The organism is Jiella sp. M17.18 (assembly GCF_041027365.1).
Lineage (GTDB): Bacteria > Pseudomonadota > Alphaproteobacteria > Rhizobiales > Rhizobiaceae > VKMB-3413.
Genome location: NZ_JBFTEH010000006.1, coordinates 46464 through 70582 on the forward strand (window position 1 = coordinate 46464; position 24119 = coordinate 70582).

Genomic DNA, 24119 nt, shown 5'->3' on the forward strand with positions numbered 1-24119 from the left:
GAGGTCATCGTAGGCTCCGCGCCTCCATCTGATCATCCAGACGGTCCGGACGGACGGTTTGTCCTCGTCGAAGATGCGTCGGACCGCGACGAGCAGGGACTGGTCGCCCGTCTCGGCGTAGACGTCGAGGAGTTCGTCGGCGAGGTAGTCCGGTTAACGGAGCCAAAAGTCGATCGCCAGCGCTCGCTTTTCGCCGATGAACACCCGGTCCCAGTCTTCGCTACGCACGTCCTCGGGCAAGGATTCGCTGCCGCGGACGAGAATGAACAAAAGGCGTCGGGCGTCGCGGAACGCGTGGCCTGGCTCGGGCGGGATGGCGGCGGCCTCGCCCTGAGTTGGCGTTGGCATGCTCTTGCGTCCTCCGGGAAGAGGTGATCGGAGGTTGAGCGAGGGCGGAAGCGCCGTCAATCGGCGAAGAGCCTTTTCAATGGGTCTGGCCGTGATGCGGAGCCAGTGGACAAACCGTGAAGCCGCCGCAGAGTCTCAAAACCTGTCGTTTAGTCTCAGAGGGTCTGTCGTCAGCCAGCGCTGGAGCGGGCGATGGGGATCGAACCCACGACATCAAGCTTGGGAAGCTTGCGTTCTACCACTGAACTACGCCCGCAGCGCGTCGGACCATGCCGGGACGCCGGTCCGGCGTCAAGCGGATTCCGTGGCGATTTCGCCGCGCCCACGGCGGCGGAAGCCATTGCCGGGCCGGCCAGCGGGTCGTCAGGCGATTTCCGCCGATAGGGCGGCCTGTCCTGGGTGGGAAGCGTCCCGCCCGCAGCGACCGGCGTCGCGGATCAGTTCGGCCAGCGCCTCGTAGTCGCGGCGGCGCGCGGTCGAGGGGCGGAAGGCGAGCGCGACCGTGCGGTGGGGCGCGGGCGGGGCGAAGGGCAGGATGGCAATGCCGCCGCCGCGGGTTTCGTCGGCCACCGCCATCTCGGGGATCAGCGTCGAGCCGAGGCCGCCCGCCACCATGCGCAGGATCGTCGTCAGGCTGGTCGCGCCGAGGGCAGACAGTTCGCCGGCATCGGCGATGCGGCAGATCTCCATCGCCTGCGCCCTCAGGCAATGCCCCTCCTCCAGCAGAATCAGCCGCTCCCGGCGTAGCGCGTCGAGCGGCACCGGCGCGGACAGCCGCCCCGCCTCCGCCGCGGGAACCGCCAGATAGAACCGGTCGTCGAACAGCGCAATCGTCTCCAGACCCGAGACGTCGAGGGGCAGCGCCGCGACCGCGCAGTCGATCTCGCCGGAGAGGAGATCGTCCGCCAGCCGCTCCGTCAGACTCTCGCGCACCTCGACCTCGAGGCCCGGATGGTCCCGCGCAAGCGCGGCCAGCAGCTTCGGCAGGAGATAGGGCGCGACGGAGGCGATGATGCCGAGCCTGAGCTTGCGGTCCAGCAGCCGGTCGCCGGCGCTGGCGAGGCTTTCCAAGTCGGCGACCTCCGCGAGGATCCGCTGCACCCGCCCGCCGATCAGGTGGCCGTCGCTGGTCAGCGACACGCCGCTCGCCGCGCGCTGGAACAGCGGACCGCCGAAGAACTCCTCCATCTGCTGGATCTGCGCCGACAAGGCCGGCTGGCTGATGTTGAGGCGCTTGGCGGCGCGGCCGAAATGCAGCGTCTCGCTGAGCGCCTGGAAGTAGCGGAGCTGTCTGAGGGTGACCATGGCCGATAGGATAATCCGATTGGCAGGCGATGGAAATACGATTGGAGATTATCGGCACGATCCGTATCATCCGCGCCTGGAACAGTTCCAAACGCGAAGGGAGGCCTTCAGATGGCTGATCGCCCGAGATTGACGACGACGTCCGGCGCGCCGGTGTCGAGCAACCAGAACTCCAAGACGGTCGGGCCGAACGGTCCGGTGCTGCTCGATGACTACCAGCTGATCGAGAAGCTGGCGCACCAGAACCGCGAGCGGGTTCCCGAGCGCGTCGTCCACGCCAAGGGCTGGGGCGCCTACGGCACGCTGACGGTGACCGAGGACGTCTCGAAATACACCCGCGCCAAGGTGCTGCAGAAGGGCACCAAGACCGACATGCTGGCCCGCTTCTCGACCGTCGCCGGCGAGCAGGGCGCGGCCGACGCCGAGCGCGACGTGCGCGGCTTCGCGCTGAAGTTCTACACCGAGGAGGGCAACTGGGACCTCGTCGGCAACAACACGCCGGTGTTCTTCGTCGCCGACCCCTACAAGTTCCCCGACTTCATCCACACGCAGAAGCGCCATCCGCGCACCAACCTGCGCTCGGCGACGGCGATGTGGGACTTCTGGTCGCTCTGCCCGGAATCGCTGCACCAGGTGACGATCCTGATGTCCGACCGCGGCATCCCGACCGACCCCAGCCGGATGAACGGCTACGGCTCGCACACCTTCTCGCTCTGGAACGACAAGGGCGAGCGCTTCTGGGTGAAGTTCCACTTCAAGACCCAGCAGGGCCACGCCCACTTCGTCAACGAAGAGGCCGAGAAGGTCATCGCCAAGTCGCGCGAGAGCTACCAGGAAGCCCTCTACGGCATGATCGAGGAAGGCCGCTTCCCGAAGTGGACCATGTACATCCAGGTCATGCCGGAAGACGAAGCGGAAGAGTTCGAGAAGAAGACCGGCTGGTCCGCCTTCGACCTCACCAAGGTCTGGCCGCACGGCATGTATCCGCTGATCAAGGTCGGCGAGATGGAGCTGAACAAGAACCCGGAGAACTATTTCTCCGACATCGAGCAGTCGGCCTTCAACCCGTCGAACGTCGTGCCGGGCATCGGCTTCTCGCCGGACAAGATGCTGCAGGGCCGCCTGTTCTCCTATCCGGACGCGCATCGCTACCGCATCGGCACGCATTACGACGCGCTGCCGGTCAACAAGCCGAAGAGCCCGGTGAACCACTATCACCGCGACGGCGAGATGCCGTTCGGCCTGCGCACGAACCCCGACGCCTATTACGAGCCGAACTCGTTCAACGGCCCGGTCGAGGATCCGTCCGTCGAGGAGCCGCCGCACAACTATTCCGGCCAGGTCGGCCGCTACGAGTTCCGCGGCAAGGCCGATCACTACTCGCAGCCGCGGGCGCTCTTCGAGATGTTCGACGCCGGCCAGCGCGAACGCCTGTGCAGCAACATCGCCGGAGCGATGCAGGGCGTGCCGCAGTTCATCGTCGACCGGCAGCTGGCGCATTTCGACAAGGTGCATCCGGAATACGGGGCCGGCGTGCGCAAGGCGATCGCCGCGCAGGGCCGCGACGACGCCGAGGCGAGCCTGTCGACCAGCCACAGCGCCGCCGCGGAGTAAGCCGCCACGGCTCATCCGCCCGGCGCTAGAGCATTTCCCGTGAAAGCCGGATCGGCTTCACGGCCGGACAATGCGAAAAGACAAGACGATAGAGCGTTTCCGGTGCCCCCATGCTCGCCGGAAACGCTCTAACGAGCCGGGCAGAATCGATCGACCAGGAGGGGCCGGGCTGGCAGCAGCCCGGCCCCTTCCTGTGCGGTGATGCGTTGTTGAGGTCCGGCGGCGAGCCTATCATCTGGCCGGATGATGCTCCGGAGGCACGGCGATGGGCAATCAATGGACGCTGCAGGACGCCAAGAACAAGTTCTCGGCCGTCGTCGAGGCTGCCCGAAAGGGCGTGCCCCAGCATGTGACGAAGCACGGGGCCGACGCCGTCGTGGTGCTGTCGGCCGAGGAGTACCGGCGGCTTGCGGAACTGGACAAGGACCGGAAGCCGAAGAAGACGCTGCTCGAACATCTGCTCGGTTCTCCGAGGCTTCCCGGAGGGATGGACGACATCTTCGACGACCGGGACGGCTACCCGTCGGCACTCCGTGAGATCGATCTCGAAGACTGATCATGTATCTTCTCGACACCATGGTCTTGTCGAAAGGTCTCAAACGGCAGCGGCACCCGGACGTCGTGGTCTGGATGGAGCGATCCCGAGACGAGGAGGCGTTCCTCAGCGTGAGAAGCCTCGGCGAGATCGAGCGCGGGATCTGCAAGATCGCGAACCGCGATCCCGATCGTTCGGAACGCTATCGGTCATGGCTGCAGGACACCGTGCAAGCGTATGCCGACCGCGTCCTTCCCGTTACGGAGCATGTCGCCAGACGCTGGGGACGGCTCAGCCATGATCTCGGTAATGCGAACCCGGATCTCTTCATCGCCGCGACGGCACTCGTACACGATCTGACCGTCGTCACCCGCAACGTCCGGCATTTCGAGCCAACCGGCGTGAAGCTGTTCAATCCGTATAAGAGTTGACCGTCCGGAGCCGTACGGCTTGACGGATGCGCGGCGATACTGTGCAAGCCGACGCTTCAGGCCCGCTGACGCCATGCCCCTTCGGGCTCGCGCGATCCGGCAGGCGCGGCCGCACAACGACAGTATCAAGGACGACCCCATGCGCCTCGGCGGCCGCATCTCTGCAGCGATCGACATCCTCTCCGACATGGCGGCGCGGCATCGCCCCGTCGCCGACGCGCTGAAGGACTGGGGCCTGTCGCACCGCTTCGCCGGCTCGGGCGACCGCGCGGCGATCGGCAACATCGTCTACGACGCGCTGCGCAGGAAACGTTCCTTCGCCTGGCGCATGGAAGACGAGACGCCGGCCACCCTCGCCTTCGCCGCCGTGATGGAGGGGGCCGGCCTCGATCCGGCGGATCTGACCAAGGCGCTGGCGGGCGACCGCTTCGCGCCGGAGCTTCCCTCCGCCGACGCCTTCGCCGCCTGGCGCACGCGCGACCTCGCCACGGCGCCGGATCCCGTGCGCGCCGACCTTCCGGACTGGCTGGTGCAGCCGATCGCGCGCGCTCTCGGCGACGGCTGGGCGGAGGAGGCTGCGGCGCTCGCCGAGCGTCCGCCCCTCGACATCCGCGCGAACACGCTGAAGAGCGACCGCGAGAAGGTCCTGAAGGCGCTGGCGCCGCTCGGCGCCGCCACCGGCGGGATCGCCCCGGATGCCGTGCGCATTGCGCCGGTCGCCGGCGACGGGCGGCATCCGAACGTCCAGGTGGAGGCGGGCTTCCAGAAGGGCTGGTTCGAGATCCAGGACGAGGGTTCGCAGGTCGCCGCCCGCCTCAGCGGGGCGCAGCCCGGCGAGCAGGTGCTGGACCTGTGCGCCGGCGGCGGCGGGAAGACGCTGGCGCTCGCCGCGATGATAGAGAACACCGGTCAGATCCACGCGACGGATTCGGACCGCCAGCGCCTCGCCCCGATCCACGAGCGCCTGTCCCGCGCCGGCGTGCGCAACGTGCAGGTCCACGATCCGCGCGACGACGTCGCCGACCTTCACGCCCGGATGGATCTCGTCCTCGTCGACGCCCCCTGCACCGGCACCGGCACCTGGCGCCGGCGTCCGGACGCCAAGTGGCGGCTGTCGGAGGCGGCGCTGCAGAAGCGGATCGCCGAGCAGGACGCGGTCCTCGACCAGGCCGCCCGCTTCGTGAAGCCCGGCGGCCGGCTCGCCTATATCACCTGCTCGCTGCTCGCCGAGGAGAACGGCGACCGGATCGCGGCCTTCCTCGCGCGCGAGAGCGGGCGCGGCTTCGTCGTCGCCGATGGCGAAGTCTGCTGGCAGGGCGCCCTCCCAGCCGTCCCGGACCGCCACCGTCTCGTGCCGATCGCCGGCGGAGCCGGCGTGATGCTGACGCCGCGGCTCTCCGGCACCGACGGCTTCTTCTTCGCGATGCTGCAGCGGACGGCATGAAAGGGATCGGCAGCCTCGCCTTCTTCCTGACCCTGACCGTCGGCGGCGGCGGCCTTCTCGGCCTCGTCGTCGAGACCGGCGGCTGGTTTGCCGCGCTGGACAAGCCGAGCTTCAACCCGCCGGACTTCGTCTTCGCGCCGGTCTGGGGGACTCTGTACCTGCTGATCGGCATCGCCGGCTGGCTGGTCTTCCGAACGGGCGACGCCGGCTCGCTGCGGCTCTGGTGGCTGCAGCTCGCGCTGAACTTTTGCTGGCCGCCGCTGTTCTTCGCCGCCCACGCGCTTCTCGGCGGCTTGCTGATCATCCTCGCCCTCTTCGCGGTGATCTGCGCCTTCATCCGCAGCGCCTGGAAGGGCCGCCGGGCCCCCGCCGCACTGTTCCTGCCCTATCTCGCCTGGACCGCCTCTGCGGCGCTTCTCAACGGCGCCATCTGGTGGTTGAACTGAGAGACGGCTGGAGCCGGCAGAGCGCCGGCTCGCCGTCGCGAAAGAGGGCCGCATGAGCGATTTCGACCCGTCCAAGCTCGACTGCACCGTGGAGCGGATCGGCGGCTGGTCCGTCCTTTTCGTCATGGCGGCCGAGGCCGAATACGGCCCGCATCTGAAGAAACGGGTGCGCCCGCTGATGACCGGCGTCGGCCCGATCGAGGCGGCGCTCGGCACCGGTGTCGCGCTGCATGCGCTGACGCTCGCCGGGCACCGGCCGGATCTCGTCGTCTCGCTCGGCTCGGCCGGCTCGCGCGAACTCGAACAGGGGGAGATCTATCAGGTGTCGTCGGTCTCCTGGCGCGACATCGACGCCTCCCCGCTCGGCTTCACCAAGGGGGTGACGCCCTTTCTCGACCATCCCGTCGACACCGGACTGCCGACGCCGATCCCGAGCCTGCCGACGGCGCGCCTGTCGACGGGGTCGGACATCGTCACCGGCCTCAAGTATCGCACGATCGACGCCGACATGGTCGACATGGAAACCTTCGCCGTGCTGCGCGCCTGCCAGCGCTTCCAGCTGCCGCTGATCGGCCTGCGCGGCATCTCCGACGGGGCGGCGGAGCTTCACCACTACGACGACTGGACGACGCTGCTGCACGTCCTCGACGAGAAGCTGGCCGACGCCGTCGACCGGCTGGAGGTCGCGCTCGACAGCGGCCTCCTGACCGCCTGACGCCCGGCCCGCGCACCGCATGCCTCGCATGCGCAAAAATCGGTTTCCAGCGCGCGCCAATTTCACTATCAGTCCGCCATGACAGCGCACCCCGACACCGTCCTCATCATCGACTTCGGCTCCCAGGTCACGCAGCTGATCGCACGGCGCGTGCGCGAGGCCGGGGTCTATTCCGAGATCGTCCCGTTCCAGTCCGCCGCGGAAGGCTTCCGCCGCCTGAAGCCGAAGGCGGTGATCCTGTCAGGATCGCCCGCCTCGGTGACCGAAGCGAACGCCCCGGCGGCACCGGCCGAGATCTTCACCGCCGGCCTCCCCGTCCTCGGCATCTGCTACGGCCAGCAGACCATGTGCGCCGGGCTCGGCGGCCATGTCGAAGGCGGGCTGCATCGCGAATTCGGCCGCGCCTTCATCGAGGTCCGCAAGGCCTCGCCCCTGTTCGACGGCGTCTGGGCGGAGGGCACGCGGCATCAGGTCTGGATGAGCCACGGCGACCGCGTGACCGAACTGCCCGAAGGCTTCGAGATCGTCGCGACCTCGCCCGGCGCGCCCTTCGCGGCGATCGCCGACGAGGCGCGCCGGTTCTACGGCGTGCAGTTCCATCCCGAGGTGATCCACACGCCGGACGGCGCGAAGCTCCTGTCGAACTTCGTCCACCGGATCGCCGGCCTGAAGGGCGACTGGACGATGGCCGCCTTCCGCGAGCAGGCGATCGCCGAGATCCGCGGCAAGGTCGGCGACGGCAAGGTGATCTGCGGCCTGTCCGGCGGCGTCGATTCCTCCGTCGCGGCCGTGCTGATCCACGAGGCGATCGGCGACCAGCTGACCTGCATCTTCGTCGACCACGGCCTCCTGCGGATGAACGAGGCGGAAGAGGTCGTCGGCATGTTCCGCGACCACTACAACATCCCGCTCGTCCACGTTCAGGCGCAGGACCTCTTCCTCGACGCGCTGGAGGGCGAGACCGACCCGGAGGTTAAGCGCAAGACCATCGGCCGGCTGTTCATCGAGACCTTCGAGGCCGAGGCCAAGAAGATCGGCGGCGCGGACTTCCTGGCGCAGGGCACGCTCTATCCCGACGTGATCGAGTCGGTGTCCTTCGCCGGCGGTCCGTCGGTGACGATCAAGTCGCACCACAATGTCGGCGGCCTGCCCGAGCGCATGAACATGAAGCTCGTCGAGCCCTTGCGCGAGCTGTTCAAGGACGAGGTGCGCGAACTCGGGCGCGAACTCGGCCTGCCGGAGCACTTCGTCGGTCGCCAGCCCTTCCCGGGGCCGGGCCTCGCCATCCGCTGCCCCGGCGGCATCACCCGCGACAAGCTGCGCATCCTGCGCGAGGCCGATGCGATCTATCTCGACGAGATCCGCAAGGCCGGGCTCTACGACGCGATCTGGCAGGCCTTCGCGGTGCTCCTGCCGGTGCAGACCGTCGGCGTGATGGGCGACGGGCGCACCTACGAATTCGTCTGTGCGCTGAGGGCCGTCACCTCCGTCGACGGCATGACGGCGGACTTCTATCCCTTCGACATGGAATTCCTCGGCCAGGCGGCGACGCGGATCATCAACGAAGTCCGCGGCATCAACCGCGTCGTCTACGACGTCACGTCGAAGCCGCCAGGCACCATCGAGTGGGAATGATTCAGGCGCCGCCGAGAAATATCCGACGGCACCCAGGACGCGGCGCAAGGCTCGGAAAGCAGGACTAAACTCGCCACAGCCTTTCGTGGACTATCGCCCGCACGTGTTGCGAGTGGCGGAGTGGGTGACGGACCTCCAAACCGTCCTGTCGATGCCGTGGCGTCTTCTGTCAGGCGCCCTGTGTCGAGGCCCTGGCACCCGTCTCGCCTCTTGCAGCTCGTTCGAAGAGGGCGTCTGCGCCGTCCTTGCATCTGCTTTTCGTCGCGCAGCCGGCGGCATGCGGCCGCGTCCATCGCGGCCACACCGAACCTATGCCTTCACGCGCAGCCGGTTCACCAGAAGATCGCCGCCTAGGATCTTGTCCTTGAGAGCGGTGAGTTCGCCGACATCCCAGTTGGCGCTGAGATAGCGGCCTCTGGCCCAGTCGGCCCGGCCGGAGCAGAGCCAGACGGCGAAGCTTGCAGCCAGCTCGGGCTCGTCGACGAGATTGGCGTGCAGGCTTTCGGGCATGTTCATCCCAAGCGTTGTGGCGACGCCGCCCGGATGCATGGCGAAGCATTTGACACCGTCTTCGCCGTGATCGACGTTGACGAATTCGCACAGACGATTGATCGCGTGCTTCGAGGTCTGGTAGTCGGACGCCGTCGGCGTCAGCAACTGGGCGCCGACGGACGACAGCAGGATCAGATGCCCGCCGGCCGATCCCTCGGCGCTGCGCCTCTTGGCTGACTGGATGAGATGGGGAAGCGTGTAGCGGACGACGTGATAGGTGCCGCGGACGTTCACTTCCCAGCTTTGCCACCAGCTCTGCGGGTCCGACTCGCCGATTTTCGTCCAGCGGTCGAGATAACCGGCATTGGCATCCGCGGCGTCCATGCCGCCGAACTTCGCCACGCAGTCGGCGACCGCCGCTTCGACCTGCTTCGGGTCGGTGACGTCGCACACCGAATAGGCACACTGGGTCTGCGCATTGGCCTCCTCGACCCGCGCCCGGGTTTCTTCGAGGGCCTTGTCCGATCTTGCCATGAGATAGACCGCACGGGCTCCGGCCTGTGCGAAGGCGACTGCGGTCGCTTGGCCGATCCCGCGCGAGGCGCCAGCAATGAAGATGACCTTGCCGGTCATGCTGCCCTTGAGCGAGGTCCGCGGATCAATGGCATCGTAGACGGTGTGATGTGCCGTGAGGTCGGGAAACTGGCGTTCGATCGAAGACATCGGATGCTTCTCCTGACTGGTAGCCCGCGCGCATACGATAGGCACTCGTGAAAGAGCCTCTCTGATGAGGGAGCCATTTCCGGCGAAATTCCCGCGCCGGCCTGCCGGGGCAGGTCCTGAGGTCAGATAAGTTGCCGGCATCCGCGATCAACGCGGCGCCTTATGATCCGGGTTTCCCGGCAATGTCCCAAGGTGGGGTCTTGCCGAGTTGCACGGTCAGATGATCCAGGAAGCGCCGAAGCTTCAGGGAGGCGTGGCGTCGGCTCGGGTAGACGGCGTGGATCGCCAGGTCCGACGTCTTATGATCCTCAAGAAGTGCGACCAGCGTTCCACCGGCAAGAGACGGCCCGAACACGAAACCCGGGCCGTAAGCGACGCCGGCTCCGGTCAACGCTGCAGAGAGCAGCATCTGCATGTTGTTGGACGCAAGTCGGACGGGCCCGTCGATGGCGTGCGCTTGTCCGGCGGGATCGGTCAGATTCCAGTCTCCGGGGGAAACGGCGTCGGTGAAGACCAGTCTTGGCGCCCGGCGCAGGTCATCGGCCGTTCGCGGTGAGCCGTGCCGTTCCAGGAACGAGGGGGCCGCGCAATAGACCATCCGGCACGGAGCGAGACGCCTGGCGACCAGGTCGGAATCCTGAAGACGGCCGATGCGGATCGCCAGATCGACCCCCTCCGACAGAAGATCGATGTAGCGGTCGCTCAGCAAGGTGTCGATCGTCACGTCCGGATGAGCCTCGAGGAAGCTCGCGATCACCGGGCCGAGATGCATGGCGCCGAAGGTCGTCGGAGCGGCGACCCGCAAGAGCCCCTTGACGCTCGCCTGAGCCTCCTGCGCCTCGGCATTGGCGTCCTCTACGGCTTCGAGGATCTGCCTGCAGCGTGCGTAATAGGCGTTCCCTACCTCGGTCAGCGTCAGCATCCGCGTGCTTCGCTGCAGCAGCCGCGCCTGCAAGTCCTCCTCGATCGCCGAAACGTGTTTCCCCGCCATGGACGGCGAAAGCCCGAAGCGCCGTGCGGCGCCGACGAGACTGCCCTCCTCCACGGCCGCAACGAACACCGCCATGCTGGTCAACCGGTCCATCCGCCGCCCCACTCGATAACATCGCTATCAGATGATGATAGTCCACAGCGGATTATATCCCGATGCGACCGACCGTAAATCCCGTTGCGTCGGCTGCCAGGGCCGGCTGCAAACGAGAGGCAGGCAGATGAAAATCGCATCGAATGGAATGTCCCTTCACGTCGACGAGCAGGGCGCGGGCGAATTGTCGCTGGTCTTCCTGCACTACTGGGGCGGCTCGTCCCGCACGTGGCGGCTGGTGACGGCCGAGCTCGCGCCGCGCTTTCACACGATCGCCATCGACCACCGCGGCTGGGGGCAATCCGAAGCGCCCGGTGCCGGCTATGCGCTGGCGGATCTGGCGGCGGACGCCGAGGGCGTGATCGCGGCGCTCGATCTGCCCCGCTACGTCCTGGTCGGCCATTCCATGGGCGGCAAGGTCGCCCAACTGATGGCGTCGCGCCGGCCGGCAGGTCTCGCGGGCCTCGTCCTCGTCGCGCCGTCTCCGCCCACTCCGATGGCCCTCCCCGCGGCGGCGCGCGAGATGATGACCGGCGCCTATGACAGCCGCGCAACCGTCGAGGCAACGCTCGACAACGTGCTGACGGCGAAGCCGCTCGCGGGCGAAATCCGCGAGCAGGTCATCGAGGACAGCCTGAAAGGCGCGCCGCCCGCAAAGCTGGCCTGGCCGCTCGCGACAAGCCAGGAGGACATTACCGCAGAGGTCGGCAACATCGACGTCCCGACTCTCGTGATCGCCGGCGAGTTGGACCAGGTCGATGCGCCGGATGTGCTCAGGGCCGAGCTGTTGCCCCGCCTGTCCGGCGCCACGATGCATGTGCTGCCCGGAACCGGGCATCTGTCGATGCTGGAATCGCCCGAGGAACTCGCCGCGCTGATCCACGGTTTCTGCGAGCGGCTCGCTTAGCGGGACAGGTGGATGCGCACCAGGGATCGCTAAACTGACTCTCCCGATATTGCCGCCGGCCGCGGGCTCGATCCCTGCAACCCGCGAATGCCTTTCCCCGTGCGGGGCGCGCAGCTCTCGGCCGGCATCGGCGGCGCGCAGAGCACCATGGAGCGAAGTCTACGTGTTGCGTGTGAACGGCATGGCTCCGGCCTGCCGACACCTCAGCCGAGTTCGGCGCTCCGGCGATGAAGGCGCACATGATCGACCAGGGCGCGCAGTTTGGGCGCGAGGTTGCGGCGATCAGGAAAGTACAGATAGAAGCCCGGAAAAGGCGGACAGAAGTCCTCCAGCATCGCGACCAGTTCGCCGCGCTCGAGATACGGCCGGAAGGTATCTTCCACGCCGAACGTCAGGCCCCCGCCGGCGACGGCGGAGCGGACCATCACCCACATGTCGTTGGTCGTCACCTGAGGGCGAACGTCGACGTCAAAGTCGCGGCCGTTTTCCGTGAAGTCCCAGCGATAGGGAACCACCTCCGGCGCAGGCCGCCACCCGATGCACCGGTGGTGGATCAGATCGCGCGGATGCGCCGGTGCACCGAGCCTGGCCACATAAGACGGAGCACCGACCACCATCTGCCGCTGATCGCCGGAAATCGGCACCGCGATGACGTCTTGCGCCAACACCTCGCCGAGACGCACACCGGCGTCGAAGCCACGGGCGACGATGTCGAATTCCTCGTCCGTGACGGTCACGTCCATCTGGACCCCCGGGAACTGCTCGGCAAAGCTGGCGATGAGGGGGCCCGACAAGAAGCATTCGGCGATCGACGACACCGCGAGGCGCAGCAGCCCGGTCGGACGCGCTTCGCGATCGCTTGCTGCTTCGATGGCCGCGGTGACCTCGCCAACCGCCGGCGCGACTCGGTCGTAAAGTTCGCGGCCGGCTTCCGTGAGGCTGACGCTCCGCGTCGTCCGAAGCACGAGCGCGGTTCCCAGCCGGTTCTCCAGGGCGCGGATCGACTGGCTGACCGCGGAACGCGTCACGCCGATCCTTTCGGCCGCGGCGCGGAAATTCTGTGTCTCGGCGACGGCCAGAAACGCCGGTATGCCCGAAAGGTCTGTGCTCATTGGTTAGGAAAGCTTACCGCCGAGGTAAGCGGCGGGCAAATTGTTTTTCCAATGCTCCTGGCCCATCTCGGTCGTGACACGCCCGCCGTTTCCTCGACCGTCCCATGATCCGGCAGATCATGTCCGGCGACGCCGTGGTCGAGCCCCGCGCCGAAAGCCGGGAAGGACCGCGGCCATGCCAGAACCGGACGCAACCGACAGTTCGTACGCCGGCCTTCAACGAGACGGTCGACTGGCGCGCCCCAGCGAAATCAAACGAAAAGGAACCGCAGCGATGACTGACAATCCGATCCGCATCGGCCTTTGCACCGACCTCTCCGGCCCGTATGAAAACGTCGACGGCAACGCCGGCGCCGAAGCCATCCGCATGGCCATCGAGGAGATCAACGGCACGGCCGCCGGACGCCCCGCCGAGCTTGTGCTCGGCGATCACCACAATGACGAGCGTGAGGCCGCGTCGATTGCTCGCCGCTGGTACGCCGATGACGGCGTCGACATGGTGATCAGCGGCGTCAATTCGGACACGAGTCTCGCCATGACCGCCGTCGCGGCCGATGAGGGGAAGCCGATCTTCGTCGTCGGCGCCGGGACCTCGGTCCAGACGCGCGAGCGCGCCGCTCCCCCGGTCATCCAGTATGCCTACAGCACCGTCGCTCTCGCCACGGTGCCGGCCATCGGACTCGTCCGGGACGGCCTGAAACGCTGGTTCTTCGTCACCGCCGACTACCCGTTCGGCCGCGAATTGGAGGAGCATGGCACCGCCGCGATCGATGCCGCCGGCGGGAGGGTCGTGGGCTCGGTCAAGAACCCCCACGGCGCCGACGACTTCACCCCGTTTCTCGAAAAGGCCCGCGACAGCGGAGCCGAGGTGCTGGGCCTCGCCAATGGCCATGCCGAGCTCCTCAAGGCGATGGCGGCGATGGAGACGCTCGGCCTCGGCGACCGCATGAAGCTTGTCGGGCTGCTCACCTTCGTGGATGACATCCATCACATGGGCCTCGAGAAGGCGCAGGGGCTCTATCTCGCCGACAGCTGGTACTGGACTCGCGACGACGATACCCGCCGCTGGTCGGAGCGTTTCCACGAACGGCGGCAGCGCATGCCGTCCTCACTGCAGGCCGCCGACTATTCGGCCGCTCTCCAGTTCATGAAGGCGGTGGAGGCGGTCGGCGGTACCGATCCGGAAGCGGTCATCCGGCACCTGCGCGCAGCCACCCTGAACGACATGTATGTCAGGAACGGGCGGATCCGGGACGACGGAACGATGCTGCACGACATCCACCTGCTGCGCGTGAAGACGCCGGACGCATCCGAAGGCGAGTGGGACGTCTACGAGCACGTCGCGACGGTTCCCGGTCCCGAGGCGTTCCCCCATTGACCGCGGGACCCGCTGGCGGCCGCTCGGACGCCGGCGGGTCCGCCTGATCGCGTCCTGTCGTTTTCGCAATAGCCGCCCGACGATGTATCGTCGGTTGTCGAGCCTTGCGCTTCAATGCAAAGCGGCGGTCGAAGGATCGGCCGGCGGAGAGTGGGGATCTTCGCCCTCGATCAGTCGGAACGCTTCCGCAGGTGATCGATGACGGTCCGTGCCGCCGGCGACAGCGTGCGCCGGCTCGGATAATAGAGGAAGTCGCCCGGCATTGTGACCGACCAGCGCCGAAGGACCTCGACCAATCCCCCGGCTTCCAGCTGGTCCTCGACGGCGTCGCGGGGCACGAAGGCGAGGCCGAGGCCGAGTGCGGCCGCCCGTTGGGACATCTGGACATCGTCGACGATGAGCGAAGGCTCGAAATTCGTCTCGAATTCACGATCCCCCTCGGCGAACCGCCAGACGAAAAGGCGGCCGGAGGTGACGAAGCGATAGCCGATGCAGCGGTGCTGCTGAAGGTCCGCCGGCGTGTCCGGTGTTCCCATCTCCTCGAGGTAGGAGGGGGCGGCGACCACGGCGGTCCGGTGGTCGGGGCTCAGCCTGACGGCGATCATGTCCTCCGCCAGCCGCTCGCCGATGCGGATGCCCATGTCGTATCCCGCAGCCACGATGTCCGTGAGACCCTCGTCGACCGACAGCTCAAGCGTGATCTTCGGATGCTCTTTCTGGAGCGCGCCGAGCTTCGGCAGCACGAGCAGTTCCGCCCCGTTGCGGTGTGCGTTGATGCGCACATGGCCTGCGATGCGGCCGCTCGTGTCGGCCAGGTCCAGAAGCGCCCGGTCGATGTCGTTCAGGGCCGGCTGCAGGATCCGCAGAAACCGTGCTCCGGCTTCTGTCGGCGCGACGCTCCGCGTCGTTCGGTGCAGCAGCGCGGAGCCGAGCTGATCCTCCAGCCGGCGTATGGCGTGGCTCAGGGCGGAGGGGGACAGGCCCAGCCTGCCCGCCGCGCCCCTGAAGCTTCCCTGTTCGGCAACGACAGAGAAGGCCAGCAAATCCGGAAGATCTTCGCGCCTCATTGATGCACCCGGTTCAGCAGAGTGTTCGCGAGACTCACCCTAATGAGACACTCATGGGCCGGCTATCTCTCTGAGCGAAAGCCGCGATGGCGTCGCGCGTCGACGCCCCGACGGCGGAGCCGCCCAAGATTGCTGCTCCTGCCGCCCAGGGAAGGCAGCTCGCCGGCGGCGTCACTGGTATGAGAAGGAGAACGGCCATGCCCAGGGAAACGATGAAGGCAGTTCGCCAGCACAAGTTCGGCGGTCCGGACGTGCTGGTCTACGAGGAAGCCCCGATGCCGGAAGTGAAGCCGGGCGAAGTGCTGGTGCGCGTGCATGCCGCCAGCCTCAATCCGCCGGACTGGTACCTGCGCGACGGCTTCAGCTCGCTCCCGCCGGAATGGCGGCCCCAGGGCGACTTTCCCCTCATTCTGGGAACGGACATCTCGGGCGTCGTCGACGCGGTCGCCGACGACGTCACGGGCTTTGCCCCCGGCGACGAAGTCTATGCCATGGTCCGCTTTCCCGAGGGCATGTTCGGCGACAGCCGCGGGCATGCGCAATATGTCGGCGTTCCGGCGTCCCACCTCGCACTGAGGCCCACGAACATCGATCATGCACAGGCCGCCGGGGCGCCGATGTCGCTGCTCACCGCCTGGCAGTTCCTGGTGGAACTGGGGCATGACGAGCCGAACCCGCTCCAGCCCCACCGACACGAACCGGTGCCGCTCGAGGGCCGGACGGTGGTCGTCAACGGGGCTGCCGGCGGCGTCGGCCACTTCTCGCTGCAGGTGGCGAAACTGAAGGGCGCGCGCGTCATCGCCGTAGCGTCCGCCAGGCATGAAGCCCTGCTGCGGGACCTCGGAGCCGATGAATTCGTCGACTATACGAAGACGACGCCCGAGGACGTCCTGCGCGACGTCGACCTCGTGGTCGATGCGGTGGGTGGCGCAGGCGCCGGGCGCTTTCTGAAGACGATCAAGCCCGGCGGCGCCCTGTTCCCGGTCAATCCCATCGGCTTTGCCGACGGCGAGGAGGCGGAGGAGCGCGACATCAGGGTCTCGGCGGCCCAGGTTCGATCGAGCGGCGCCCAGCTGGCAGAACTCGCGCCCCTGCTCGACGACGGCTCGATCCGCGTGGTCATCGACAGCAGCTTTCCCTTGGCCGACGCCCGCAAGGCCCATGAGCGCGCTGCGCGGGGACATGTCCAGGGCAAGATCGTCCTGACGGTCGACTGAGAACCGGTCACCGGCCGCGGCGCCTGGCGCGGCCGGTCCGGAAAGGAGCGGAAAAATGATCGGACATGACAAGCTTCAACAGGGCACGACAGAGTGGTTCGACATGGTCGGAACACTCATGTCCGACGCCGCTTTGCGGTCGGGGCTGGCACCGGATTTCACCGTCTCCTTCGTGGAGCGCTATACCGACGGCGTCGAACTGCCCGGAGGCCTTGTCCAAGGCATTCGCTTCGACATCGTCGACGGGAAGCCCTCCTACCGGGTCGGCGCCCGGCTGGAAGAGCAGGCTGACATCACGGTCGAGGTGACGGCAGCAGCCGCACGCGCCCTCAACCTCCTGCCCGGTGGCGACCAGCGATATGCGGCGGTGCGCGACGAGGTTCTGCGCGCGTCCGAAATGCGCGTCGAAGGGGATGTATCTCGTTTGGGCGCCTGGCTGGAGACAGTGCACGATCGGATCGTCGAGCGAACGAAGTAGCGCGCGAGGCAGGATCGGGCCATCGCGCCACGCTTGGTCCGGTGCTCCGGTGGAGCTTCATGTGTGTCCTGGCGGCGATCAGGGTTCGACATGACCGGTAGCAGCATCGCCGATCAATACCGCGCGGATCGGCGAAGTGCGCTGCGTCGGATGCTGGCGCTATGATTGACGGGCATGCCGGCTACCGGTCGGTGGCTCCCTCGGATAGCGTCATTGCTCATCGAGCTCGGCCACGCGAAACGTCTCCGTGAGCCAGTCGATGAACACTCTGACGCGAGACGAGAGGTGCCGGCTCTGCGGGTAGAGCACGGACACCTCCATCGATGGCGGCGGAAAATTGTCCAGCACCGACACGAGCGCGCCGGCAGCAAGCTGATCCCGGACACGATAGCGTGGGACCTGAATCAGCCCGAGACCGGCGGCGCCTGCGGCCGTGTAGATCTCGGCGCCCCGGACGATCACGTCATGGGGCAGAGGGATCTCCCAGTGCCGGCCGTCGCGGCCAAATTCCAGTGGATAGGGCTGTCCCGTGGCGGACGCGGCATAACCCACCATACGGTGCCCCTCCAAATCTTTCGGGGATGCGGGAATGCCGAAGCGTTCGAGATAGGCGGGACTGGCAAGAGTGACTTGGGGCAACGTCGCTATCCGTCGGCCGATCAGCGAAGAGTCCTGGAGAGAGCCGGCGCGGAGAACGCAGTCGACACCTTCGGTGATGAGGTCGACCATACGATCGCCCTCGCTCAGATTGAGCGCGATATCCGGGTAGCAGGCGATGAACGCCGGGAGTGCCGGCATGACGAAGAAGCGGGCGAGCGTGCCCTGCATGTCGACCCGCAACGGCCCCTTGGGCTCAGCATTGCGGAAGACGCTTTCCGTTTCGTCCAGGTCGGCCAGAAGTCGAACGCAGCGCTCGTGATAGAGCAGACCGTCGAGAGTGGGCTTCACCGTTCGCGTGGTCCGTTCGAGAAGCCGCACGCCGAGATCCGCCTCGAGACCCTGGATGGCGTGGGTCGCCGTAGGGCGATGGACCCGAAGGTCACGCGCCGCCTGGGCGAAGCTTCCGCGCTCTACGATCCGCACGAAAAGCCGCATGACGTCGATACGATCCATGCCCCACCCTAGCAGATTGTTATGGATTTCAAAATGGTGATGTCAAATCTGGGTTTCTACCGCCCGATTTAGGAATGGTTATCTTGCCCCCGAGGTCAGCAGACAGGAGGTCGAGATGACGGATGAAGCAAGAGCAGCCGGCGACGGCGGCGGGCCGCGCCTCATCAATCCGTCGCTCGCGCCGTTCGGCGACTGAGACCTTCGGCGGTCTGGCATCGGCGGTGGGCCGTGGGGCGCGGCTCCTCGCCGCGATGCTGGCGGTGGAGATGATCTTCGTCAGCGATGCGCTTGGCTCGATCGTGGGCTGATCGTCCGCCCGTAGCAACGCCTCTCGTCCAAAACGCAACCTCAACCACCAGAAGGAGAATAGATCATGCCTTTTGCCAATTTCAAAGTACCCGAAGCCGCACTTACCCGCGCCCAGAAGGAAGAGATCGTCCATCGCACGACCGCGATGCTTGTCGACTACTTCTCGGAGGCGGCGCGGCCGCACACCATGGTGCTGATCGAAGAGATCAAGGACGGCGGCTATGCCCGTGCGGACACCGTGTTCGTGATCCCGGAGGAGTATCGCGCCAAGGAATGACGCGGGGCGCCCGCCGGCCCCGCGGCCAGGTGGGCGCCGCCCTCACGAGAAAGGAGACGACAATGAACACTTCATCCAACCGCGTTGCGATCGTCACGGGCGCTTCTCGTGGCATCGGCGCCGCCATAGCCCGCCGCCTGGCGGACGATGGCTTCACCGTCATCGTCAACTATGCGGGCAGCGCCAAGGCGGCCGCCAGGGTGGTCGATGAGATCGAAAAGACCGGCGGTCGCGCGATCTCCGCACAGGCCGATGTCAGCGACGCGCAGGCCGTGAAACGGATGTTCGATTCCGCCGAGGCGGCCTATGGCGGGGTGGACGTGCTGGTGAACAACGCCGGCATCATGAAGCTCGCGCCCGTCGCGCAGGTCGACGACGCCACCTTCGATCAGACGATCGCCGTCAACCTCAAGGGCACCTTCAATGGCCTCCGCGAGGCAGCGAAGCGGCTGCGCGATGGCGGCCGGATCGTGAACTTCTCGACGAGCGTCGTCGGGCTCTACCAGCCAACCTACGGCGTCTACGCTGCCACGAAAGCGGCGGTCGAGGCCCTGACCCACATCCTCGCAAAGGAACTCGGCGCGCGAGGAATCACGGTTAACGCCGTGGCGCCCGGGCCGGTCGCGACCGAGCTCTTCCTCGACGGCAAGGATCAGGCGACGCTGGATCGCATCAAGCAGATGAACCCGCTCGGCCGCCTGGGCGACGTCGACGACATCGCCCGCGTCGTTTCGCTGCTCGTCGGCCCGGACGGCGGCTGGATCAACGGCCAGATCGTGCGCGCCAATGGCGGCGTGGTTTGAGGAGGAGAACGATGCAACAGGTCATTCTCGTCACCGGGGCATCGAGCGGCTTCGGTCGCCTGATGGCCAATGCCCTGGCCGCCTCCGGACATACGGTCTACGCGTCCATGCGGGACCTGAGCGGCAGGAACGCCGAACAGGCAGCCGAAGTGACGGCCCATGCAAAGCAGCACGCCGTGGATTTGCGAGCCGTCGAGCTGGACGTTCAGTCGGAATCATCGGCGGCTTCCGCGATTGCCACCATCATCGAACGCCACGGTCGTCTCGACGTCCTGATCCACAATGCCGGCCACATGGTCTGGGGTCCGAGCGAGGCGTTCACGCCCGAACAGCTCGCGCAGCTCTACGACGTGAACGTGCTCGGCACACAGCGCGTCAACCGGGCCGTCCTGCCGTACATGCGCAAGGCCGGGCGCGGCTTGCTGGTGTGGATCGGCAGCAGCAGCACGGCAGGCGGCGTTCCGCCGATGCTGGGCCCGTATTTGCGGCCAAGGCGGGCATGGATGCGCTGGCGGTCTGTTATGCGCGGGAATTGGCTTCGTTGGGCATCGAGACCTCGATCGTCGTGCCGGGTGCCTTTACCAAGGGCACGAACCACTTTGCCCATGCCGGTTCGCCCGCCGACCAGGCCCGCGTGGCCGAATATGAGGCAGCACTGCCCGACGGCTTCGCCGACACGATGCGGAAGGCCCTCTCGGCGACGGTGCCGGAGGACGCGGAGCCGAGGACGGTGGCGGACGCCGTCGTGAACATCGTCGACGCTCCATTCGGAAAGCGGCCTTTCCGTGTGGTCGTCGATCCGGCGAATGACGGTTCTGCCGTTGCCTTCCCGGTGATCGACAGGGTGCGGGAGGAATTTCTGCATCGCATCGGATTTGCCGATCTGTTGCGGCCGCGCGAATAACCCGCATGATCATGATTGTGCTCGAATGGTGCCGCGGATTTGCTTGGAGTTCGTGGAGAGCGTTCCCGGTTTTGCGCGGCCCGCGTTACGAGCTGAAGCGGATTGACGAAACCGAGCGCCGAATGGCGCCGCACGGGTTACAGAAGCGATCGATGTAGCGGCCGATCGCAGTGGTCGCGTCGACCCGGCTCCAGAAGACGGTGCGCCAGACGAGTTCGGCTTTCGACGTCCGGGCCAGGCACGTTGCGCCATCGCCCGCACGAAAAGATGCTGCCGAAGCCTCTACCGGTTCCGTCAGTTCAGCCCGGCGGTATGGCGCAGGCGCTCGGCTGCGAAATCGATGAATGCGCGGACCTTCGATGCGGCGCGGCGCCCCTCGATGTGGACCAGATGGATCGGCAGCGGGTCGGGCTCCCAGTCTTCGAGCACCACCTTCAGCCTCCCGGCCTCGAGATCGGCACTGACCTGGTAAGAGAGCGCCTGGCAGATGCCCCAGCCGCGCCGCGCGATCTCGATCGCCGCGGCGACACTGCTGACGCTGAGCCTCGGATCCAGCCTGACCGTCTGCTGGCCGTCCGGGCCGAAGCGCCACGGCCGGCCGGCATTCAGCGGCGCGACCGCCACGACACGGTGAGAGGCAAGCTCGGCCGGATCCTGCGGGCAGCCCCGCTCGGCGAAATATCCTGGAGCACCGCAAACCACGCGGCGAACCTGCCCGACCCTGACGGCGACGAGGCCGGACGACGGCAGCGGACCGATGCGCAAGGCGACATCGAAGCCTTCCTCAACGAGGTTCACGACCCTGTCGACCATCAGGACGTCGGCGTTCACGCCAGGATGTCGGTCGAGAAACTCGGTCAGGACGGGAGAGATGTGGATCCGCCCGAACTCCTGCGGGCACGTGATGCGCAGCTGCCCGACCGGCGTCCGGGCCGCTCCGGACGCTGCCTCGTCGGCAGCCTGGAGGCTGGCCAGGATCTCACGCACGTCCTGAAGATAGGCGCGCCCCGCATCCGTCAGCCTCACCTGCCGTGTCGTGCGGGTGAAAAGCCGGGCGCCGAGCGCCGCCTCGAGCGCGCTCACCCCCCGCGTCGCCGATGGCGCGCTGAGCCCCAGGGCCCGAGCGCCGGCGGCGAAGCTTTCGGCTTCTGCGACGGCGACGAATACCCTCAGGCTTTGCAGGCGGTCCATGACGTCTCGATTGCTGCAGAAGGCGAAACGCTGCCTTTCAGGTGAGAGGCATTATTTCAATGCTACCGCCTGAATAAATCAAGCTCCGTACGCACCCCGCAGCAGGGGAGAACCCAACTCAAGGTCTGAAGGAGCTGACCGATGTCCGAAGCAAATGCCAGAGACGACGCACCCGTCATCCTCTACCGCAGTCCGAAATCCGGCCATTGCCACCGGGTCGAGCTGATGCTCGCGCTGCTCGACATACCCTATGAAACGGTCGATCTCGACATGCAGAACGGAGCGCACAAGGCGCCCGGATATCTCAGGATCAGCCCGCTCGGGCAGGTTCCCGCGATCGAAGACAACGGCGTCGCGCTGTCGGATTCGAATGCAATTCTCACCTATCTGGTCGAGCGATACGGCGACAGCGCCCTCTGGAGGGGGGCCGATCCGGTCGAAAAGGCGCAAGTGCAGCGCTGGCTCTCCATAGCCGCCGGAGAAATCGCATCCGGACCCTGTGCCGCCAGGCTGGTCACGCTGTTCGGCGCCGATCTCGACCACGAGGCGGCCAAGGCCAAGGCGCACGCCCTGTTTGCCGTGATGGAAACGCATCTGGCCGACCGCGACTGGCTGGTTTCGGATCGGCCGACCCTCGCCGATATCGCCGGCTACAGCTACATCGCCCACGCGCCCGAGGGCGGCGTGAGCCTCTCTCCCTATCCCGCAATCCGCGCCTGGCTGGCCCGCATCGAAGCGCTGCCGGGCTTCGTCGGTATGGCGCGCTCTCCGGAGCTGGCCTGAATCGGGAGTTGCAGAATGGACGCGAACCCAGTCATGTCACCCGCAGAAAACCCGTTTCATGCCGGCGAACGGGAGGCACAGCGTCGCGCCGAAGTGGGCGATGTCGCCTCCTGGGCCGGCAGCTTCATCCGCGACCACATGCCCGATCAGCACCGGGATTTCTTTGCCGCGCTGCCGTTTCTTGTGCTTGCAGGTGGCGACGGCGAAGGCTGGCCGTGGGTCACGATCCTCGAAGGGCCGGCAGGGTTTGTCCGTTCGCCCGACCCGCGAAGGCTTTCGGTCGCAGCCACGTTGCACCCGAACGATCCCTTGGCGGCCGGATTCTTCCCCGGTTCCAGAATCGGAATCCTCGGGATCGAACTGGCGACCCGGCGCCGAAACCGGCTGAACGGCCTGATCCGCGCCGTCGATGACGGCTTCGAGATCGAGGTGCAGCAGAGTTTCGGCAACTGTCCGCAGTACATTCACGAGCGCGCCTGGCACCGCGCCGAACCAGCCCGGGCGGGCACGGTTCGGATCTCGCAGCGGCTCGAGCCGGATCAGCAGGCTCGGATCGCGGCAGCAGACACCTTCTTCATCGGCTCCGGCCACAGCGCGGACGGAGAACGGTCATCCGATGGCTACGACGCCTCTCACCGCGGCGGACCGCCCGGCTTCGTCCATGTGGCCGCCGACGGAGCACGGCTGTGGTTTCCCGACTATGCGGGCAACAACTATTTCAACACCCTCGGCAATCTGGTCCAGGATCCGCGCGTCGGTCTGCTCTTCGTCGACTTTGCGACGGGCGGCCTTCTGCACATTGCCGGGCGAGCCAGGGTCGATTGGGCGCCGAAGGACGCCGACGACCCGAACGCGCTGCGGATGATCGAGGTCGTGGTCGAAAAGGTGATCGCGCGTCAGGCCGCCTTGGCGCTTCGATGGAGTGAGGACAATGCAGACCTGCGGCGCCTGAAGGTGACCGACAAGGTGACGGAGAGCGAGTTGATCACTTCGCTCCACCTGGCCCCCCTCGATGGCAAGGCGCTTGCGCCCTTCAAGCCCGGCCAGCATCTGCCCGTCGAGTTGCAGGTGCCGGGCCAGCGAGGCAGGGTCAGCCGAACCTATTCGCTCTCCGGTTCGCCACGCGCGCCGACATACCGGCTCAGCGTCAAGCGCGAGGACCGCGGTGTCGCCTCGTCCTTCCTCCACGTCGGGATACAGGTCGGCAACACGATCGAGGCGCGCCCTCCGGCCGGCGACTTCACGCTTCCGGATGACGAAGCCGCCTTCGTGCTCGTCAGCGCCGGCATCGGCGTGACCCCGATGCTTTCGATGCTGTATGCCGCCGTGAACGATCAGCCCGCGCGGCGCGGCTGGTTCATTCACGGCACGCGCGACGGGAAGAGCCACATCTTCAGGGCCGAGGTGAACGCCCTCATTGCAGCCGCCCCCAACATCCGTCGGAAAGTCTTCTACAGCAGGCCCGCAGCGGCGGATGTACGAGGCAAGGATTTCGATGCTGAAGGACGCATAACGGCAGACGATCTGTTAGCGCTCGGGGCCGGAGCGGACGCGCACTACATGCTCTGCGGCCCGGCACGTTTCCTTGCCGACATCCGTGCGGGCCTCGAAGCCGGCGGTGTGTCGCCGGATCGGATTCACTTCGAGACGTTCGGCCCTTCCGGATGAGCAGCGGCGGGCCGCTCGGCCGTGGGGGCGGAGGAGATGACGCAGTTGACGTCCCAAGACTGGCGCTCTGGAATGAATCGTTCGTCCCGACTTATAGCTTGGCGGAGCTTCCCGGTCGGCGGAGCTACCTGGCGCGTCGA

At 66.8% G+C, this 24119-nt stretch carries 24 protein-coding genes, 1 tRNA gene and 2 pseudogenes; 17 read left to right on the plus strand and 10 right to left on the minus strand.

What is annotated here, in order from left to right; genetic code table 11:
• Positions 1–153 precede the first annotated feature (153 nt).
• The 3 genes from AB5S17_RS12600 to AB5S17_RS12610 form a co-directional block, all read right to left on the minus strand.
• Positions 154–348 (minus strand): hypothetical protein, encoded by a 195-nt coding sequence (locus AB5S17_RS12600; protein ID WP_369239834.1) that lies wholly within the window; start codon positions 346–348, stop codon positions 154–156.
• A 181-nt stretch (positions 349–529) separates the two neighbouring features.
• Positions 530–604: transfer RNA gene (locus tag AB5S17_RS12605), tRNA-Gly, on the minus strand.
• A 107-nt stretch (positions 605–711) separates the two neighbouring features.
• Entirely contained in the window at positions 712–1653 is a 942-nt protein-coding gene (locus AB5S17_RS12610; protein ID WP_369239836.1) for a hydrogen peroxide-inducible genes activator, read from the minus strand.
• 111 nt (positions 1654–1764) lie between these two features.
• Between AB5S17_RS12610 and AB5S17_RS12615 the strand changes: the two genes are divergently transcribed.
• From AB5S17_RS12615 to guaA, 7 genes are all read left to right on the plus strand, one after another.
• Positions 1765–3267: a catalase gene (locus tag AB5S17_RS12615; RefSeq protein ID WP_369239838.1), complete on the plus strand. Its 1503-nt coding sequence runs from the start codon at positions 1765–1767 to the stop codon at positions 3265–3267.
• A 265-nt stretch (positions 3268–3532) separates the two neighbouring features.
• Positions 3533–3823, plus strand: coding sequence for a type II toxin-antitoxin system Phd/YefM family antitoxin (locus AB5S17_RS12620; protein WP_369239840.1), 291 nt, complete (start codon positions 3533–3535; stop codon positions 3821–3823).
• A 2-nt stretch (positions 3824–3825) separates the two neighbouring features.
• Positions 3826–4233, plus strand: coding sequence for a type II toxin-antitoxin system VapC family toxin (locus AB5S17_RS12625; RefSeq protein ID WP_369239842.1), 408 nt, complete (start codon positions 3826–3828; stop codon positions 4231–4233).
• A 139-nt stretch (positions 4234–4372) separates the two neighbouring features.
• Positions 4373–5677 carry an RsmB/NOP family class I SAM-dependent RNA methyltransferase gene (locus tag AB5S17_RS12630; RefSeq protein WP_369240291.1) on the plus strand — a complete coding sequence of 435 codons (1305 nt, stop codon included), beginning with the start codon at positions 4373–4375 and terminating at the stop codon, positions 5675–5677.
• Positions 5674–6123 carry a TspO/MBR family protein gene (locus tag AB5S17_RS12635; RefSeq protein WP_369239844.1) on the plus strand — a complete coding sequence of 150 codons (450 nt, stop codon included), beginning with the start codon at positions 5674–5676 and terminating at the stop codon, positions 6121–6123. Before AB5S17_RS12630 ends, AB5S17_RS12635 begins: the two co-directional genes overlap by 4 nt.
• Positions 6124–6175: 52 nt before the next feature.
• Positions 6176–6838 (plus strand): 5'-methylthioadenosine/S-adenosylhomocysteine nucleosidase, encoded by a 663-nt coding sequence (locus AB5S17_RS12640; RefSeq protein WP_369239846.1) that lies wholly within the window; start codon positions 6176–6178, stop codon positions 6836–6838.
• 78 nt (positions 6839–6916) lie between these two features.
• Positions 6917–8473, plus strand: coding sequence for a glutamine-hydrolyzing GMP synthase (gene guaA / locus AB5S17_RS12645; RefSeq protein WP_369239848.1), 1557 nt, complete (start codon positions 6917–6919; stop codon positions 8471–8473).
• Positions 8474–8782: 309 nt separating this feature from the next.
• Here the strand turns inward: guaA and AB5S17_RS12650 are convergent, their stop codons facing one another.
• Both AB5S17_RS12650 and AB5S17_RS12655 read right to left on the minus strand, forming a co-directional pair.
• Positions 8783–9688 carry an SDR family NAD(P)-dependent oxidoreductase gene (locus tag AB5S17_RS12650; protein WP_369239850.1) on the minus strand — a complete coding sequence of 302 codons (906 nt, stop codon included), beginning with the start codon at positions 9686–9688 and terminating at the stop codon, positions 8783–8785.
• A 160-nt stretch (positions 9689–9848) separates the two neighbouring features.
• Complete coding sequence (locus AB5S17_RS12655; RefSeq protein WP_369239852.1) at positions 9849–10772, minus strand: LysR family transcriptional regulator; 924 nt, start codon at positions 10770–10772, stop codon at positions 9849–9851.
• Between the two features lie 31 nt (positions 10773–10803).
• On the opposite strand from AB5S17_RS12655, the gene AB5S17_RS12660 reads away from it, so the two are divergent.
• Positions 10804–11679: an alpha/beta fold hydrolase gene (locus AB5S17_RS12660; protein ID WP_369239854.1), complete on the plus strand. Its 876-nt coding sequence runs from the start codon at positions 10804–10806 to the stop codon at positions 11677–11679.
• Between the two features lie 203 nt (positions 11680–11882).
• Here AB5S17_RS12660 and AB5S17_RS12665 read toward each other — a convergent pair whose 3' ends face one another.
• Complete coding sequence (locus AB5S17_RS12665) at positions 11883–12791, minus strand: LysR family transcriptional regulator (protein ID WP_369239856.1); 909 nt, start codon at positions 12789–12791, stop codon at positions 11883–11885.
• Positions 12792–12831: 40 nt separating this feature from the next.
• Between AB5S17_RS12665 and AB5S17_RS12670 the strand changes: the two genes are divergently transcribed.
• Positions 12832–14169, plus strand: a complete 1338-nt coding sequence (locus AB5S17_RS12670) for an ABC transporter substrate-binding protein (protein WP_369239858.1) — start codon at positions 12832–12834, stop codon at positions 14167–14169.
• 170 nt (positions 14170–14339) lie between these two features.
• On the opposite strand, the gene AB5S17_RS12675 is transcribed toward AB5S17_RS12670, so the two are convergent.
• Positions 14340–15212 (minus strand): LysR family transcriptional regulator, encoded by an 873-nt coding sequence (locus AB5S17_RS12675; protein ID WP_369239860.1) that lies wholly within the window; start codon positions 15210–15212, stop codon positions 14340–14342.
• A gap of 221 nt (positions 15213–15433) precedes the next feature.
• Here AB5S17_RS12675 and AB5S17_RS12680 point away from each other — a divergent pair, with 221 nt between their 5' ends.
• The gene (locus tag AB5S17_RS12680) at positions 15434–16453 is read left to right on the plus strand and encodes an NADP-dependent oxidoreductase (protein ID WP_369239862.1); all 1020 of its coding nucleotides are present in this window, start codon (positions 15434–15436) and stop codon (positions 16451–16453) included.
• Positions 16454–16508: 55 nt separating this feature from the next.
• Complete coding sequence (locus AB5S17_RS12685) at positions 16509–16931, plus strand: hypothetical protein (protein ID WP_369239864.1); 423 nt, start codon at positions 16509–16511, stop codon at positions 16929–16931.
• A 210-nt stretch (positions 16932–17141) separates the two neighbouring features.
• Here AB5S17_RS12685 and AB5S17_RS12690 read toward each other — a convergent pair whose 3' ends face one another.
• Positions 17142–18044, minus strand: coding sequence for a LysR family transcriptional regulator (locus AB5S17_RS12690; RefSeq protein WP_369239866.1), 903 nt, complete (start codon positions 18042–18044; stop codon positions 17142–17144).
• Positions 18045–18166: 122 nt separating this feature from the next.
• Here AB5S17_RS12690 and AB5S17_RS12695 point away from each other — a divergent pair, with 122 nt between their 5' ends.
• The 4 genes and pseudogenes from AB5S17_RS12695 to AB5S17_RS12710 all read left to right on the plus strand — a co-directional run bounded on the left by AB5S17_RS12695 (position 18167) and on the right by AB5S17_RS12710 (position 20337).
• A complete protein-coding gene (locus tag AB5S17_RS12695; protein ID WP_369239868.1) occupies positions 18167–18352 on the plus strand; it encodes a hypothetical protein in 186 nt (61 codons plus the stop codon).
• Between the two features lie 65 nt (positions 18353–18417).
• Positions 18418–18630 carry a 4-oxalocrotonate tautomerase family protein gene (locus tag AB5S17_RS12700; protein ID WP_369239870.1) on the plus strand — a complete coding sequence of 71 codons (213 nt, stop codon included), beginning with the start codon at positions 18418–18420 and terminating at the stop codon, positions 18628–18630.
• Between the two features lie 62 nt (positions 18631–18692).
• Positions 18693–19433: an SDR family oxidoreductase gene (locus AB5S17_RS12705; RefSeq protein WP_369240293.1), complete on the plus strand. Its 741-nt coding sequence runs from the start codon at positions 18693–18695 to the stop codon at positions 19431–19433.
• A gap of 11 nt (positions 19434–19444) precedes the next feature.
• Positions 19445–20337 (plus strand): annotated as a pseudogene (locus AB5S17_RS12710) (SDR family oxidoreductase).
• A 92-nt stretch (positions 20338–20429) separates the two neighbouring features.
• Here the strand turns inward: AB5S17_RS12710 and AB5S17_RS12715 are convergent.
• Positions 20430–20569 (minus strand): annotated as a pseudogene (locus AB5S17_RS12715) (IS3 family transposase); the annotation flags it as partial.
• Between the two features lie 62 nt (positions 20570–20631).
• Positions 20632–21528, minus strand: a complete 897-nt coding sequence (locus AB5S17_RS12720) for a LysR family transcriptional regulator (RefSeq protein WP_369239872.1) — start codon at positions 21526–21528, stop codon at positions 20632–20634.
• 141 nt (positions 21529–21669) lie between these two features.
• Here AB5S17_RS12720 and AB5S17_RS12725 point away from each other — a divergent pair, with 141 nt between their 5' ends.
• Both AB5S17_RS12725 and AB5S17_RS12730 read left to right on the plus strand, forming a co-directional pair.
• On the plus strand, positions 21670–22311 hold the full coding sequence (locus tag AB5S17_RS12725) for a glutathione S-transferase family protein (protein ID WP_369239874.1): 642 nt from the start codon (positions 21670–21672) through the stop codon (positions 22309–22311).
• Positions 22312–22326: 15 nt separating this feature from the next.
• Positions 22327–23979, plus strand: coding sequence for a pyridoxamine 5'-phosphate oxidase family protein (locus AB5S17_RS12730; RefSeq protein WP_369239876.1), 1653 nt, complete (start codon positions 22327–22329; stop codon positions 23977–23979).
• Positions 23980–24119: the final 140 nt, after the last annotated feature.

What these genes read in the sequence shown, in the direction of transcription:
- AB5S17_RS12625 (WP_369239842.1), top strand. Translation starts at nt 3,826, where the DNA reads ATGTATCTTCTCGACACCATGGTCTTGTCGAAAGGTCTCAAACGGCAG.
- AB5S17_RS12640 (WP_369239846.1), top strand. Translation starts at nt 6,176, where the DNA reads ATGAGCGATTTCGACCCGTCCAAGCTCGACTGCACCGTGGAGCGGATC.
- guaA (WP_369239848.1), top strand. Translation starts at nt 6,917, where the DNA reads ATGACAGCGCACCCCGACACCGTCCTCATCATCGACTTCGGCTCCCAG.
- AB5S17_RS12600 (WP_369239834.1), bottom strand. Translation starts at nt 348, where the DNA reads ATGCCAACGCCAACTCAGGGCGAGGCCGCCGCCATCCCGCCCGAGCCA.
- AB5S17_RS12720 (WP_369239872.1), bottom strand. Translation starts at nt 21,528, where the DNA reads ATGGACCGCCTGCAAAGCCTGAGGGTATTCGTCGCCGTCGCAGAAGCC.
- AB5S17_RS12630 (WP_369240291.1), top strand. Translation starts at nt 4,373, where the DNA reads ATGCGCCTCGGCGGCCGCATCTCTGCAGCGATCGACATCCTCTCCGAC.
- AB5S17_RS12705 (WP_369240293.1), top strand. Translation starts at nt 18,693, where the DNA reads ATGAACACTTCATCCAACCGCGTTGCGATCGTCACGGGCGCTTCTCGT.
- AB5S17_RS12725 (WP_369239874.1), top strand. Translation starts at nt 21,670, where the DNA reads ATGTCCGAAGCAAATGCCAGAGACGACGCACCCGTCATCCTCTACCGC.
- AB5S17_RS12635 (WP_369239844.1), top strand. Translation starts at nt 5,674, where the DNA reads ATGAAAGGGATCGGCAGCCTCGCCTTCTTCCTGACCCTGACCGTCGGC.
- AB5S17_RS12730 (WP_369239876.1), top strand. Translation starts at nt 22,327, where the DNA reads ATGGACGCGAACCCAGTCATGTCACCCGCAGAAAACCCGTTTCATGCC.
- AB5S17_RS12610 (WP_369239836.1), bottom strand. Translation starts at nt 1,653, where the DNA reads ATGGTCACCCTCAGACAGCTCCGCTACTTCCAGGCGCTCAGCGAGACG.
- AB5S17_RS12690 (WP_369239866.1), bottom strand. Translation starts at nt 18,044, where the DNA reads ATGGATCGTATCGACGTCATGCGGCTTTTCGTGCGGATCGTAGAGCGC.
- AB5S17_RS12680 (WP_369239862.1), top strand. Translation starts at nt 15,434, where the DNA reads ATGCCCAGGGAAACGATGAAGGCAGTTCGCCAGCACAAGTTCGGCGGT.
- AB5S17_RS12620 (WP_369239840.1), top strand. Translation starts at nt 3,533, where the DNA reads ATGGGCAATCAATGGACGCTGCAGGACGCCAAGAACAAGTTCTCGGCC.
- AB5S17_RS12650 (WP_369239850.1), bottom strand. Translation starts at nt 9,688, where the DNA reads ATGTCTTCGATCGAACGCCAGTTTCCCGACCTCACGGCACATCACACC.
- AB5S17_RS12695 (WP_369239868.1), top strand. Translation starts at nt 18,167, where the DNA reads ATGAAGCAAGAGCAGCCGGCGACGGCGGCGGGCCGCGCCTCATCAATC.
- AB5S17_RS12655 (WP_369239852.1), bottom strand. Translation starts at nt 10,772, where the DNA reads ATGGACCGGTTGACCAGCATGGCGGTGTTCGTTGCGGCCGTGGAGGAG.
- AB5S17_RS12660 (WP_369239854.1), top strand. Translation starts at nt 10,804, where the DNA reads ATGATGATAGTCCACAGCGGATTATATCCCGATGCGACCGACCGTAAA.
- AB5S17_RS12700 (WP_369239870.1), top strand. Translation starts at nt 18,418, where the DNA reads ATGCCTTTTGCCAATTTCAAAGTACCCGAAGCCGCACTTACCCGCGCC.
- AB5S17_RS12615 (WP_369239838.1), top strand. Translation starts at nt 1,765, where the DNA reads ATGGCTGATCGCCCGAGATTGACGACGACGTCCGGCGCGCCGGTGTCG.
- AB5S17_RS12665 (WP_369239856.1), bottom strand. Translation starts at nt 12,791, where the DNA reads ATGAGCACAGACCTTTCGGGCATACCGGCGTTTCTGGCCGTCGCCGAG.
- AB5S17_RS12685 (WP_369239864.1), top strand. Translation starts at nt 16,509, where the DNA reads ATGATCGGACATGACAAGCTTCAACAGGGCACGACAGAGTGGTTCGAC.